Origin of the sequence: Paenibacillus etheri (assembly GCF_001012825.1) — a bacterium.
Classification (GTDB): Bacteria; Bacillota; Bacilli; order Paenibacillales; family Paenibacillaceae; genus Paenibacillus_AQ; species Paenibacillus_AQ etheri.
Map to the genome: position 1 here is coordinate 73,501 of NZ_LCZJ02000098.1, position 14,766 is coordinate 88,266.

Here is a 14,766-nt window from a genome sequence, read left to right on the forward strand (position 1 = left end):
GGAATAAGAACAGGTTAACGAGGAGGAATTATGATTTTCAAAAGAGATCCATTAGACAAACAGAGCTTACTTAAGGAATTGGATTCCCTAGGCTATTCCAACAGAGTCAAAAAAGTAGCGATCTTAGGCCGTGATCATCTTGAATCTGTCCAGTACTCCCAATTACTAGCCTCCTTGCTGGAGGATGGCGTTTATGAAGCACGTCTTGCCTTAATCGGTGCCATTGCAACACAGGATGCCTCTATAATTCTGTCAGCACAACGGCATCCCATGGCAAGTATCAGAAATACGGCTGCGGGCCTTTTGGCAAAGGTGGCTTCAGATGCTGATATTGAACGTGAGCTCCCCCATTTATCATATGATTGTCGCCGCAAGCTACTGCACAGTATTTCACATATTAACCGTCAGGAATTGGCGGAACGTTTATTACCTGTAGTGTACGACCGATGGGGAGCAGAAGAGGCAGCTATTGTACTGCAGGCCTGTTATTCAGAAACGGTTAGTAAATGGCTTGTTGATATCGGATATGCTATAAAAGACTGGAAGAAACTAGCCAGCAGGCATCTTGACGTAGTAGCGGAATACTTTGAAACAACGCTAGAAAGCACACCACCCAGGGAAAAGAGGTATGTCTGGTGGAGGTTCTCATCAGCTATGGAGATCCTATGCAATCTGAAGGCGGATCTGGTGCTTGCGTGTGCGATGAATCATGGACCCGAGGGTGTTATACATCCTGCGATAAAAGAACAACTTGGCACGCTTGTACGCCTAAATCCGAATAAGGTGTATCAGCTGCTGACTCGAACGGAGTCGCGGAGCGATCTGATTTCTTATGGTGTACCTGAAGGGGTTCTAAAAAGAAAAAAATATTTATCCATGGATCAATGGATTGAGATAGCGAAGTTACTCGCAGATTACCCTATGCATATAGCGAAGCTGCTTCATAATATAGCACCTTCCAACCGCAAAATAATTTTTGATGCCGTGTATGAAGAAGATAAACGCCAAGAACGCATTTTTCCGGAAAGATTACTATATGTATTACCGCATGCCTTGCGTGACAAGGAAGCCACCCGGATGCTTGGCCTTCGTGAAATCAATGATGACCAGGATAGAACAGTCAGATATACCGCTTGCCGCTCTATTCTTCATTCAAGAGATAGGCTTGAACAAGCAACTAAGGTATCCAGTGCAGACGAACGCGCCACGGCGCTTATGCAGTTGATCAGAAGTACGGTTCTGTCGAGACAGGGTATGCATGAGACTTTGGTATTTTTGGGCCGGATTAGAAATGAGCAAGATCCTGTTCGAGGTTTTGTATTTAAAGAGCTTTCAGAAAGTCCTGCGTCTGTATTTACGGATGCCCATGTGCAAGAACTTACTGGGCTTGTTGATAGTGTTATTGATGCCCGAGATACTTCATATGGTACGAAGTTTTCTGTTCAACAACTGGCATTTGCTATTCTCCGGCATAACGCGTTGCATCCGCAGGGTGAGCTATTCAAGTTCTCTTTAAATACGATTCAGAAACTGGCCAAGCAGAATGGGCAGCTTTCACTTCCGTCATTGGAGAAGAATTTACCCCAAGGAGTAGAAGAGATTATCTTCGACGAGATTTATACATTAGCTGTACAGGCCAACAAAAGAGAAGACTACAATCTGGTGCTTAGCCTGGCTAACTCATTCGGTAAAAGAGGTTACGGCATTGTAAAACTTCAGAATCTGTTAAAGGAAGCATCGAGAGCAAAGGCAGATTCTACAGCCATACAAGCGGTCAGACATTGGCTTTCGCCTCATACAACGCGTGATGCCAGGGTTAAGGAACTATTAGCTTTGGATAAATCGTATATTACGATCCATGAAGTATTCCAGCATCTGCATCTAAAACGTCAAGAATGGCTTGATCTCTTTATTTCTGGGGCTGCCATTAAAGGTAAATTCTTATCAGGTAAAACGATCTATCTTGTGCCAGCTACGGACGGATTCAACAGGTGGCTACCGCGCCAGCAGCAAGCATTAAGTTCCTTATTAGAAAAAATCGCATTTGATGCTAAGCGCAGCCATTCGGAGCGTTCAAGAGTTATTAAGATCATGGCAAGTATGCCTGATCTTGGTTCGGATAAGGTATTGGAGCTGCTGCAGGATAAGGAAGTAACTGTAGTAGAAGCTGCACTTCATGCCCTTTCACTCATGGAAGAACCGGAGAAGGCACTTCCCGTTCTGTTGGAGAATCTGGATGGGGACCGGGCTCGTGTAGCCATGTACTCAATACCTAGATGCATCCGTAGAGTGAATCCGGTGTTGCTGGTTTCCATGCTGAAAGAGCTGCTAAATCGGGATAAGCTGAAGATCACTGTTAGAAAAGAGGCTATCCGCTTACTGGGTGCTTATAGAAGCAGGGACAGCATTCCACTATTGATGAATGAGTTTGAAAAACCAAATGCACACAAGGATGTAATCATTGCCATAGGGCATGCTGCGAAACAGCTTTTAGATGATGAACGCGCTTGGGAGATTTTAAGTGCAATGGCCGCTTCATCAGAAAGTGATATCGCAAGAAGCTTATTATCCCAACAGCCTAATGATCTTCCGCAAGATTATAGACTTCGCTATTTAGGACTAATCATTGAAATCGGAAATCATCCGGATGGGTTTGTTGGCAAATATGCTTTCAGTTCTATGATGTGGTGGACCAATGGAAATGAAGGCATTGTTGCAGCTGCCACCGCTCAGGCTATTACGGATTTGGAAGATAGCACCAGATGGGAATTTGCTATGAACACGCTGATACAAACATGCCGCGATGGTAAGATCAATGAGGTTGTAATCGGCCTTTGTCAGAAATTAGCTAGTGCGGCGATAAGGGATGAATGGAATGCAACTACCAGAAGAGATTTGCCTCATCGGCAACGTCTCCTGAAACTTATCAACCAGCTGAACGCTTTGCCAACAATCACCCGGATGCACCTTAAACCTTTGTATACGGGACTGATTGACTGTCTAACATCGGATGAGACTTTACAGCAAGTTGTGATGAAATTGTATGTAGCAGTAATAGACTGGAATAACGTGCAGGAATCCGCCGTCTATCTGAATCGGATGGTTAACTGTATTTCAAATCAGCCGCAGCTATTGAGCGACGCCTACAAGCAGGTCACGCATAACTTAAAAGACAGCACAGGCTACTGGAGTCCGGAGACTTTATTGGAAATTGTAGATGTGCTAGGGTCTGAGGGTAGTTACGAATCTCAGTATATTGGACTTTCGTTACTTGAAGTTGCCGGAAGTGCTCTACTCTGGAGTCCAGAGCCTGCAGAGCGTTTGAGGGTGTACAGAAATCACACGAATATTGCGGTTCGCTCACTTGCGCTAAATATTTGGACGGTGATAGATTAGTTTTTGATGTTTTTTTAAAAATATAAAGTAACAAAAAAGCTCAGGCTGTAAATAGGCCTGAGCTCTTTTGTTGCTTTTTTAATTAAGCTTCCATCTTCTGCGCCGTATAAAGGCGGTGGTAAAGCCCCTTTTGTGCGATAAGCTCATCATGTGAGCCGCTTTCTGCGATGCCTTTGTTAGACACATACATAATGCGGTCGCAGTTTTTTACGGTGGACAAGCGATGCGCGATAATGAATGAGGTACGTCCTTTAAGGAGCTCATTCAGACCTTTTTGCAGCAAACGCTCAGTCTTCGCATCGATCGAAGAAGTGGCTTCATCCAGTATGAGAATTCTAGGGTCTGCCAAAAGCGTTCTTGCGAACGAAATGAGCTGCCGCTGTCCCTGAGATAGCTTGGAGCCACGCTCGTTGACCTCTGTCAGATAGCCTTGATCGAATTCACGGATGAATTCGTCGGCGCAAACAGCTTTCGCCGCAGCGATCACTTCTTCCTCGGTGGCATCGAGTTTACCGTAACGAATATTGTCCAAGATCGTACCGGAGAAGATGAAGCTGTCCTGTAGCATAATTCCCATCTGGCTGCGCAGGGACTTCAGCGTAACCTGCGAGATATCCTGATCGTCGATAAGAATCTTACCGCTTGAAATATTATAGAAGCGCGAGATCAGATTGACGACCGTAGTTTTGCCTGCACCTGTTGGTCCCACCAGCGCGATGCTTTCTCCCGCTTTAATCTTGAAGGAGATATTCTCCAGAATATTGAGTCCCGGGTCATAGGCAAAGGTCACATCGTCGAAAGTGACATGGCCCTCTACAGGTCTCAGTGTCTTCGCATCCGGAATATCACTGACGGTAACGGGTTCATCCAGCGTCTCGAAGATACGCTCAAGATAGGCAACGGCATTGATGAAGTTATTGTACAGGTTCGAAAGGTTCAGAATCGGCTGCCAGAAGCGGGCAGCGTAGCTGCTCATCGCCAGAATGACACCGAGGGTCATGTCTTGAGGACTGAGTGTTAGTAGGCCAACAAGGAAAATCAATGATGTAACGATCGTAGACAAGTTGTCTACGGAGAACGGAATAAGTAAGTTGTAACGTTGAGCCTTCATCCATTCTGTACGGAAATTACCCGCGAGACGTGTGAAGATTCCTTCGTTACGTTGTTCCCGGGAGAACATTTGCGTCACACCAATACCGCTGATGCTTTCTTGCAAATAGGCGTTCAGGTTGGAGCTTTTGTTGGACACTGCTTGCCAAGCCCGGCGTTGCCGGGTTTTGATCAGCATCATGATGACAAAGAATACTGGCAGCCCTGCAAGGATGACAAATGATAGACGTACGTCAACAGCGAACATGAAGGCTGCGATAAAGAGCAAATTCACGATTTCTAGAATAAAGTTGATAATACCATTGGATAACACATCTGAAACGGCGTTAACGTAGTTTACGACCCGGATGAGAATCTTGCCCTGCGGACGGTCGTCATAATACTTGAAGGGCAACTCTTGCAGATGCTTAAACAAATCTGTACGGATGTCAAAAATAATATCCTGCCCAACACTCGTCATGATACGTGAACGTATGGTAGCGAGATAAACGCTGACCACAATGGTCAGAAGCATCAGACCAGCCCAGCCCAGCAGCGCAAGCTTCGCTTTTGCCGGAATGGTCACGTCGATCACATGCTGCATGATCAGTGGAGCTGATAGTGAAATGGCCGCAGAAAGTGCACTGAGTATAAATGCAACAATCATTGGCGTTTTCTTTCGTTTGATGTATACCATCGCACGCCGGAAGTGTCTTATATTAAACGGCGATTCCAGATTCTCATCGACGTCGAATTTATTCCTTGCCACTTGCGGTCACCTGCCTTCCAATACCCTCGTTCTGCAGTTTAAACACATCGTAGTAGTAGCCCCTTTTCGCTAGCAGTTCGGCGTGGGTGCCTTCCTCAACCAGCTTCCCGTTATCCAGAATGAGAATACGGTCAGCCTGCGCGGTCGTAGATACACGCTGCGCGATAATAATCTTCGTGCAAGGATAATCCAGCTCGCGTAGACTTTTCTGAATATGCTCCTCCGTCTCAAGATCGACAGCAGAGGTCGTATCATCCAGAATCAGGATCGGACGGCGAACTGCCAAGGCACGTGCTAAAGCGATACGCTGTTTTTGACCTCCGGATAAGCCGACTCCTCGTTCTCCGACAACGGTATCATAACCTTCAGGCATTTTGGTAATGAAGTCGTGTGCGGCTGCGAGCTCGGCAAAGCTTATCGCATCTTCTTCCGGAAGATCAGGATCACCATAGGCGATGTTTCCATCGATAGTATCAGAGAACAAGAGCACATCTTGGGTCGCCATGCCGATATTATCGCGCAGCTCATCGAGCTCGAGCTTTCGGACATCGACGCCGTCGACGAGTACACGTCCTTCGGCTACGTCATAGAAGCGAGGAATCAGGTTGATGATTGTTGTTTTGCCTGATCCGGTTGAGCCCATGATTGCTATGGTCTCACCAGGTTCAACGGTAAAGCTAACATCGTCAAGTACGATAGCGCTGTCATATTTGAAGCGGACATGATCGAACTCAATACGGCCTTCGTAACGGCGTTTGTTAGTAGACGTATGCTCGTTTACGATATTAGGCTTTGCGTAATAGATATCAATGATTTTGGACAAGCTCGCAAAAAAGCGCTGAATGTCGTTGATAATAATACCAATGTTGCGCATAGGGTTGGATATAGCCCAGATTAGTGAAGAGAAAGCTGTAAATTCACCGAAGGTGATCCGGCCGTTCATCAGGAACAAACCACCTGCCAGCATTAGAATGACGTTGAAGCCCTGAGCGAAGGATTCCAGAAAAGGAAAGTAATCAAGCCATACAAGGGCGGCCTTTTTGTTCGCTGTAGAGTAATTGACATTCTTCTCCGTAAATTTTTGAACCTCGAACTCTTCGCGGGCAAAAGCCTTAACCACACGGTTGCCTGAAATATTCTCCTGAGTAGTCGTGTTAAGCTGGGACAGCCGCTCACGCAGGTCAATATACATAGGACGGACGCGTTTAGCGAATATGTAAGCCACGATAAAAATGGGCGGTGACAGGATTAGCATCCACAGCGTTAGCTGAGCATCTATGGTGAAAAAATAGATAACAGCAGCAATGAAGATCGTTAGCGATTCAATGATCGTTTTGAAAATCCATGCCATCGAGTGCCGAACCATGTCCAGATCCCCGGTCATCTTGGTCATGAGATCCCCGGTTCGGTTACGGTCGTAATATTCTCTGTCCTGTCCCTGAATCTTGTTGTACAAAAAAATACGGATGTTGTACATCATGTTTTGCGAGGACTGTTCATACTGCATGGTTGTAAAATAAGCAAGTCCCGTGCGCAGTAGAGAAAATCCAATCATGCCTAGGCAGAGCATAATCAATAATTGCCGTTCTTGTGTAAGATTCTGCAGGGCACTGTCACCCGCTATAAACGTATCGACAATGCGCTGACTGATGTACGGGTTCACAATCGTAAGACTTGAGCCCACTACCGAGAGGCAGAGCGCCAGAATATACCGTGTTCGGTTGCCCTCTAAGTTCTGCCATAGCCATTTCAGTTCGAACATTTGATCACCTGTTTCTGTTTGTTCTTTCACTCTTGCCTGAAAAGAATGAATAAATCAAGGTGATTATAACACTATCAAATGACTAAGTATCGTTTACAGTAAAATTTCCTTGTTACATTATTGTTACAAAAAAATGAATTTATTAATGATGTGAATTTAACCTTGAGTAATGAGGGTTTGCCATTCGGGCTTGGGCGTTCTAATTATGATAAACTGAAACAATGTAAGTGATTAGGCTTGCTTTGGATAGAGACAGGAGGATGAAAAATGAGCTTTGTTGCTGTAAAAAATGAGTATAAGCGTTACAAAATGGGTGAAAGTGTGATCGTAGCCAACGACGGAATTGATTTTGAGATAAATAAAGGTGAGTTTGCAGTGATTGTCGGTCCCAGCGGTGCAGGCAAATCGACGGTGCTTAATATTCTTGGCGGGATGGATTCTGCTGACGAAGGCCAGGTCATTGTGGACGGTACGGACATAGCCAAGTTCAGTGCCAAGGAGTTGACGGGCTACCGCCGCAATGACGTGGGTTTTGTGTTCCAGTTCTACAACTTAGTACCGAATCTTACCACACTTGAGAATGTTGAGCTTGCTTCTCAGATTTCCCCGCGTGCATTAGATGCGCGTAAGGTGCTGGAGGATGTGGGACTGGGAGCACGGCTGGATAATTTTCCGGCTCAGCTGTCTGGTGGCGAACAGCAACGTGTTGCTATCGCCAGAGCATTAGCTAAACAACCGAAGCTGCTCCTATGCGATGAGCCAACTGGTGCGCTAGACTACAATACTGGTAAGCAGGTGCTCAAGCTCCTTCAGGATACCTGCCGCAACACAGGGACCACGGTCATCGTAATCACGCATAATTTGGCGATTGCGCCAATGGCAGACCGGGTTATTGAGATTAACAATGCTAAGGTACGGAAGATGGTAACCAATCCTTCGCCAGTATCCGTTGAAGATATCGAATGGTAAGGAGAAGTCACCTATGAAAAAGAGAGCATTGTGGAAAGATATTTTTCGTGAAATTAGGCATACCAAGGCCCGATTCATTTCGATTTTTGCAATCATTATGCTGGGTGTTAGTTTCTTTTCTGGCATCAAGTCAGCCGGTCCAGATATGCTGGATACAGCCGGAACCTTTTATCAAGAGACGAGACTGATGGATCTTAAGGTGCAGACCAGCTATGGTCTGACCGAAGATAACATCGACCTGCTGAGCGATGTACCGGGGATCGATGAAGTCCAGCCGGGTTACAGCGCAGATGTGTTCAGCGGCAATAATGCTTTGATACTCAAAGTCCATTCTTACGATTCAGATAAACCTCTTAACCAGTACAGTATGATTGAAGGACGTCTTCCAGAGGATTCCGGAGAAATCGTATTGGATGACAAGCTGGCTGGAAAGTATGCGCTGGGCGACAAAATCACGTTCAGCGGAGCTGGAACGGATGCGGAGTTGTCGAACAACTTTGAAACATTGAATTATACTGTTGTGGGCTTTGTGCGAAGTCCGCAATTTATAGAGAAGAGCACCCGGGGCACCAGCGGAATTGGTAAAGGGACGGCGGATGCATTCGCAGCGATCCCGGAGTCAGATTTTAAGCTCCCGGTCTATACGGAAGCCTATCTATCCTTCAAGGATACAACCGGAGTGAAGGCTTATTCACCAGAGTATGAGGGATTGATCGAACAGCATACCAAGGCAGTAGAGCAGGCGATGTCCAGTGTGCCGGAAGCTCGTCTTGCGGAGATGCGCGCGGAAGGCGAGAAAGAGCTGTCCAGTGGACGAGGCAAGGTGGCCGCCGCCGAGAAGCAGCTCGCCGATTTAAAGCGCCAGCCAGAAGGGGTGCAGCAGGAACAAGCTGCAAACATGAAAGCCATTGCCGATGGACTGGTCTCTGCCAAGGCAGAACTGGCTGCAGGGGAGCAAAAGCTTGCAGAACTGGGGCTCCCAAAGGTCTATGTTACTGACCGAAGTGCCAATCCGGGATATGCCGAATATAAAGACAACGCTGATCGATTGTCGGCAATAGCGAGTGCGTTCCCGGTATTCTTTTTCCTGATTGCTGCGCTGGTCAGCTTGACGACTATGACTCGAATGGTCGAGGAGCATCGTTTGCAGATCGGGACACTTAAAGCGCTTGGGTATGGCAACCGTGACATTATGGCCAAATTCTTGGTTTATGGTACGCTTGCCAGCTTGACGGCTTCGGTTGCGGGACTTGCGCTCGGTTTTACCATGTTTCCAACCATTATCTATAATGCGTACAGTTCGCTTTATAATCTGCCTGATCTTATCAAAAGCTTCTATCCGTCGTATTCCATCATTTCCATTATAGTGGCGCTAATCTGCACTACATTGACGGCTTGGATTGCGGCACGTGTGGAGCTACGTAGCAATGCTTCTGTGTTGATGCGTCCGAAGGCGCCAAAGAGCGGACAGCGGATTCTACTGGAGAGAGTTACGTTTGTATGGAAACGGTTGAGCTTTGTTCAGAAGGTTACCGCACGGAATTTATTCCGCTACAAGCAGCGGATGTTCATGACTGTGTTCGGCGTGGCCGGCTGTACGGCGCTGATTCTGACCGGGTTTGGTCTTAAAGACTCGATCGGCAGCATTGCCCCCCAGCAGTTCGGCACGATTATGAAATATGATGCACTTGTAGCGCTACATGAAGATGCGTCTGCTGATGTGCGGGATGCCTACGAGCAATTGATCACTGGCGAGTCCACTATAACTGGATCACTAAGTGTGGCACAGGAAACGATGAAAGCGCACAGCAGTGCTGTAAATGATCAGGATGTGCATATGTTCATCCCTGCATCAGTTGATGCGATATCCGATTATGTGGAGCTGCGGGATCGAGTGAGTGGAGAAAAACGCACGCTTTCGGACGAGGGCGCTATAATCTCGGAGAAGCTGGCTAAATTATACGGGCTTGAGCCCGGTGACCAGTTGAATGTGGTGGACAAGGATAATGAGACGTTCAAGATTAAGGTCGCAGGGATTACAGAGAACTATGTAATGCACTATGTTTATATGACACCTGTGTATTATTCTTCTATATTTGGACAAGAACCGGCGTTTAACACAGAGTTGCTGAACTATACCATGCATGATAAGGCATGGGAGGACAAGTTCGGCGAGAAGCTAACCGCCAATGAGGGAGTGGCTGCGGTCAGCTTTTCCAGCAGCGTAGGCACTGCCTTTGATGACACTATGAAGAGTATGGATGTAGTAACCTTAGTACTCATTGTGTCAGCGGCCGCTCTGGCTTTTGTCGTCCTCTACAATTTGACCAATATTAATGTCTCTGAGCGGATCAGGGAGCTATCAACCATCAAGGTATTGGGATTTTATGATAAGGAAGTAACGTTGTATATTTACCGCGAGAATATGCTGCTAAGCTTACTCGGTATTGTAGCCGGATCGGGTCTTGGTATTATATTGCACAGCTTCGTCTTGAATACAGCTGAGCTGGATGCGACGATGTTCGCTCCGATCATCAAGTGGCCAAGCTATGTGTATGCCGCACTGTTAACATTGCTGTTCTCAGGTATTGTCATGGCTTTCATGCATATTAAGCTCAAACGGATTCATATGATTGAGGCGTTGAAGTCGGTAGAATAAGCGTTTGTGGATTAGCAAATACCCTTCCAAATAATTTGGAAGGGTATTTGCTTTGAGAAGCGAACGAATCTTTTAAAGTGAGTCGATCGATAACTTCATATGCAGGATAGGGAATGGATTCCCTTGTTCATCGAGTGCAGAACGATCAAAAACTTGAAAATCCATATGCTTATAGAAACCTAAGGCCTGAGGATTTTGTTCATTTACATCAACGTAGTGTACGTTCAGTGCCTGTATAGCATAAGCTACGAGCGATTTTCCAATACCTTTTCCCATTGCAGTAGGTTCTACGAACAACATTTCAATCTTGTTATTCTGAACCCCAATGAAGCCAAGCGATTGGTCATGGTCATCTATAAAAGTAAGCAGATGACTTATATGCTCCATCCCCTGTAGAACCAGTGGCCGCAACGCATCAATGTCCTGTTCAGACAGGAATAGATGTGTATGCCGCACAGAGGATTCCCAAATATTCAGTAGAGGGTATAAACATTCTTCATTTCTAGTGGTGATTGGTTGTATCGAGTTCATGTCTTCCCTCGCTGTTCATTTAATTTGACGAAGAAGCTATAGCCGCAGCGGATGCGGCCGCAGCAGCCCCGGCAAGAGCAGCCTGCTGCGCGATCACAATATTGGTGATACTGGTGGAGAGCATCGAGGTTACGATGCCATTCTGCACATCCTCCACATATTTGAAGGCTACTAGCGCAGCTGACAGCAGTAGCAATTCCTGCTTTACAATGGACCAGTTGCCAAAGCCTTTTTTGGTACGCAGTAATTCGAAGGTCTCTGAGACTTCCGTAACCATGTCCTTATTGTTGGATGGGAGCAAGGATAGCACACCCAGCGAGGAAAGGGTGAATTCCTTATCTAATCGAATGCCTTCTGCACGGAACGCATCTCGTAAAGCCAGTACACGGTCCGATGCTTCAGGAGCTTCTTTTCCAAGAACAAGTACCTGTGTCAGAGCTTGCACGCTGTTGCCCGACATAAATTCGGGCTTAAGTGCAGTATAAAGCTGCTCCATCCGGTCGATGCCGCTGTCCACATCAATATCGGAAAGGCCGAGCATAGCAGAGAAGATATAATCATCATGTCCGGTAAGGAAACGATGCTTCGCTTTCATACTATCGTAAAACATCTTTGCGCGTTCTACCGTACGCTGATACTGATCTGTTGTCGTATTAGCGGCGATTTGATAAGCGGCAACGACAAGATAATCAGAGGCTCTAAATTTGACGTCCTTCAATAAGTCATACACGGTCAGCGTGTTTGCAAGCTGTTGTTCCTTGTCAGCAGAAAGAGAGAGCATAGTAGCAATACTGATTGCCGAGTTACCCCTAAACGAAGAAAACATTCCGGTATTTTCTTTAATGAGCTCTTGGCTCGCGCGAATCGCATCCTCATCTGCACTTTTATTCTCTGCTGTGTACAGTAACCCCGCCAAACGGCTAACCATTGGATTTTGCCAAGGAAAAGCCTTTTTGATCCTCTGCGCGTTCTCTGCGAACAATTCAACCCTTGCTGCATACTGCTCGTTCATTGGATACACCCCTCAGTTATCTATAATTCATAATATTACGAAAATTTTCTGAGTTGGATTCATTTGTTTGGGATGTTTATTGTTTTTAGATCATAACCAGCTCTTTAGCATACCGTTTGCCTGATGAAAGAAGGCTGTCGCTCAGTTCAGGATCATTTACAGTCCGTGCAAGAACAAGAGAGCCAACCATGGTGCTGAACAGTGCGCTACCTTTGGACACTTCAATTCCAGCCAGATCGGAGATAAAAGCAATCATCCGCTCCAGTTCCTGCGTGAATACCTGCCGAACTTCTTCTGAGGATCGGGCTATTTCGGCAGAAAGGGCGGGGATAATGCAGCCCATCTCTGTTTTGTCACGGTGATACGGACTTAAATAGTAATCAATGACAGCGTTGATTTTGGGATTCTGTTCTTCCTGATCAGCGACTTCCTGCAGAAGTGCGATGGTATCGCTGATGGCATACCGGCAGGCTTCGGCGACCAGCTGTTCTTTGTTGTCAAAATGTGAATAGAACCCGCCATGTGTCAATCCGGCTCCCTTCATAATGAACGGAACACTTACATCGTGAATACCATGAGAGCGAAAAGCCTGGGCAGCACTTTCAACAATCTTATTCCGTACTTTTATTTTATGGCCTTTGGGATAGGGCATTCTAATCACTCCACAGCTTCATAATCATACTTTTAAAATATTATAATCATCATAATAAAACCTGTCAATTTAGCGATTCTGGAAACGGGTAGCTCTGTTAATAGGAGGTTATTTGATTTGCATCACGCTCTACATAAGGAAATGAATAAAGGGCTTCATCGGTTTCTACAGAGATATGACTCAGATGAATTGTTACTTCTGATCCAAGCGTTCGAGGATACTTTAGAAGCATCCTGGGTTCATTCGGAAGCGGTTGCTGAAGAAGAACTATTAAATGCTGGAGAATCTATTGAAGCAATGGAAAACGATGAAATGGGTCAAATCATAGACATGCTTAACCAACTGGATACACGCAACCTTGAAAAAGCTAAAGCCATTCTCCAAGACGTGTTTTTTACCTCCTTTGAGTAGTTTTATATTTTTTGATAATGATTCAAGAGTTTCTCTATTTTATGTTGAATCATATGTTTCAAGGCTTCAGGCTTCACGGATTTAACAGCATGACCATATCGCATAAAATAATTAGCCAAGAAATCTTCTTCGCCTGGATTATAGAATCCCTTTATGACTGTTTTCGGGCCAGCTTCTATTTCCATAGAGGGATAATGCTCTTTATAAAAAATATCTTTGGCTTGCTCCGCAATCTCAACTTCAAAGTGAATACTGTTCTCGGATTGATAAAATTCTAAGGAACGACTAAGAAGTTCTTCTATAGTATAGCGGGCTGTGCTGTCCTCTTCTTCAATAAAGGTGATCCGATCACATCTAAACACCCTATATGTATTCGTATTTAATTCTATTCCAGTGGCATACCATTGACCAAACTTCGCGGAGATTCTAAAGAATTGAACAAGGTAGCTTTTTGTCTGCCTGTTTTTTGTATATTCAATGTTACAGGCACTCTCATTTAGAATACTTGCAAGGATTTTATCTAAAAAACGACTGACATGCTTATGCTGATACATTTCGAATTGCAGAACCTTTTTCATTTTGTAAATCTGGTTGATTTGTGTATTCGACAGACAGTGCTCGAACTTTTCGTTTAGCTTGTTAACACTTAGATGAAAAGGTGTAGATTGATAAGATTCTAGCGTCAGCATAGCAAAGTACAGTGCATAGACTTCATCTATCGTGAAAATAATAGGGGATAACAATCTATTTTTTAAAATACCATAACGTCCGTGTCTGCCATGTTCTGAATAAATAGGCATCCCTAATTGTTCTAATGAACTAATATCACGTAGCGCTGTGCTTTTTGAAATATTGTATTTCTCCATAAGGTCACTTAGATTAAAAAACTCTCGCCCGTTTAAGTATCTCATCATGTCATTTAATCGTTCTGATTTCTTCATATAAAAAGCTCCTTATTAAGGTGTCATGTTTTGATACCTTTATATATGATAATAAGTTTAAGATCACATATCAAATATACGAGGGAGATTTATACGATGAGTACAACACTAGAAGTAGCTATTTTCTTATCGATGAAGGGAAGAGCAAAGGAAGCTATAGAATTTTACAAAAAGCATTTTAATGCAGAGGAATTGTTACGTGTCACCTATCAACAACTGGAAGAACGTGACAGCTCTATACAGCTTACGGATGAAAATAAGGACTACATTACTCACTCTGTCCTGTTAATCGGAAAAACAAAATTAATGATAGCAGAAGATACTATGAATACTAGTGAAGAATATACAGTGGGTAATAACACTTCATTATGTATTCAAAGTGCTGACTTAGAGGAAATTGAATATTTCTATAGTAGCTTAATCACAGACGAGCGCGTGAAAATTATTGCTCCTTTATCTAGTAATGTGTTTAGCAAAGCCTATGGTATTATTGAAGATCCGTTTGGTATTCAAATCCAATTAATGTTCGACGAAAGATTACACTAACAACTTTGCTTATAAAATAAACCAAGTTC

At 44.7% G+C, this 14,766-nt stretch carries 11 protein-coding genes; 5 read left to right on the forward strand and 6 right to left on the reverse strand.

From position 1 onward, the window contains the following. Positions 1-30: 30 nt before the first annotated feature. Positions 31-3,396 (forward strand): HEAT repeat domain-containing protein, encoded by a 3,366-nt coding sequence (locus tag UQ64_RS29430; protein WP_060626978.1) that lies wholly within the window; start codon positions 31-33, stop codon positions 3,394-3,396. An 82-nt stretch (positions 3,397-3,478) separates the two neighbouring features. Here UQ64_RS29430 and UQ64_RS29435 read toward each other — a convergent pair whose 3' ends face one another. Further along, complete coding sequence (locus UQ64_RS29435; protein ID WP_060626979.1) at positions 3,479-5,254, reverse strand: ABC transporter ATP-binding protein; 1,776 nt, start codon at positions 5,252-5,254, stop codon at positions 3,479-3,481. After that, on the reverse strand, positions 5,241-7,046 hold the full coding sequence (locus UQ64_RS29440; protein WP_245238304.1) for an ABC transporter ATP-binding protein: 1,806 nt from the start codon (positions 7,044-7,046) through the stop codon (positions 5,241-5,243). The genes UQ64_RS29435 and UQ64_RS29440 overlap by 14 nt, the downstream gene beginning before the upstream one ends. A 237-nt stretch (positions 7,047-7,283) precedes the next feature. On the opposite strand from UQ64_RS29440, the gene UQ64_RS29445 reads away from it, so the two are divergent. Together UQ64_RS29445 and UQ64_RS29450 are read left to right on the forward strand one after the other, a co-directional pair. Beyond that, a complete protein-coding gene (locus tag UQ64_RS29445; RefSeq protein WP_042184895.1) occupies positions 7,284-7,985 on the forward strand; it encodes an ABC transporter ATP-binding protein in 702 nt (233 codons plus the stop codon). 13 nt (positions 7,986-7,998) lie between these two features. Then, a complete protein-coding gene (locus tag UQ64_RS29450) occupies positions 7,999-10,644 on the forward strand; it encodes an ABC transporter permease (RefSeq protein ID WP_060626981.1) in 2,646 nt (881 codons plus the stop codon). 72 nt (positions 10,645-10,716) lie between these two features. On the opposite strand, the gene UQ64_RS29455 is transcribed toward UQ64_RS29450, so the two are convergent. The 3 genes from UQ64_RS29455 to UQ64_RS29465 form a co-directional block, all read right to left on the reverse strand. After that, positions 10,717-11,175 carry a GNAT family N-acetyltransferase gene (locus UQ64_RS29455; RefSeq protein WP_060626982.1) on the reverse strand — a complete coding sequence of 153 codons (459 nt, stop codon included), beginning with the start codon at positions 11,173-11,175 and terminating at the stop codon, positions 10,717-10,719. Between the two features lie 19 nt (positions 11,176-11,194). Further along, positions 11,195-12,187, reverse strand: coding sequence for a DUF4003 family protein (locus UQ64_RS29460; RefSeq protein WP_060626983.1), 993 nt, complete (start codon positions 12,185-12,187; stop codon positions 11,195-11,197). A gap of 85 nt (positions 12,188-12,272) precedes the next feature. Continuing rightward, entirely contained in the window at positions 12,273-12,839 is a 567-nt protein-coding gene (locus UQ64_RS29465) for a TetR/AcrR family transcriptional regulator (protein ID WP_060626984.1), read from the reverse strand. 117 nt (positions 12,840-12,956) lie between these two features. On the opposite strand from UQ64_RS29465, the gene UQ64_RS31855 reads away from it, so the two are divergent. Further along, complete coding sequence (locus UQ64_RS31855; RefSeq protein WP_060626985.1) at positions 12,957-13,250, forward strand: hypothetical protein; 294 nt, start codon at positions 12,957-12,959, stop codon at positions 13,248-13,250. Positions 13,251-13,252: 2 nt separating this feature from the next. Here UQ64_RS31855 and UQ64_RS29475 read toward each other — a convergent pair whose 3' ends face one another. Beyond that, complete coding sequence (locus UQ64_RS29475; protein WP_060626986.1) at positions 13,253-14,191, reverse strand: helix-turn-helix transcriptional regulator; 939 nt, start codon at positions 14,189-14,191, stop codon at positions 13,253-13,255. Between the two features lie 96 nt (positions 14,192-14,287). On the opposite strand from UQ64_RS29475, the gene UQ64_RS29480 reads away from it, so the two are divergent. Beyond that, entirely contained in the window at positions 14,288-14,737 is a 450-nt protein-coding gene (locus tag UQ64_RS29480; RefSeq protein WP_060626987.1) for a VOC family protein, read from the forward strand. Positions 14,738-14,766: the final 29 nt, after the last annotated feature.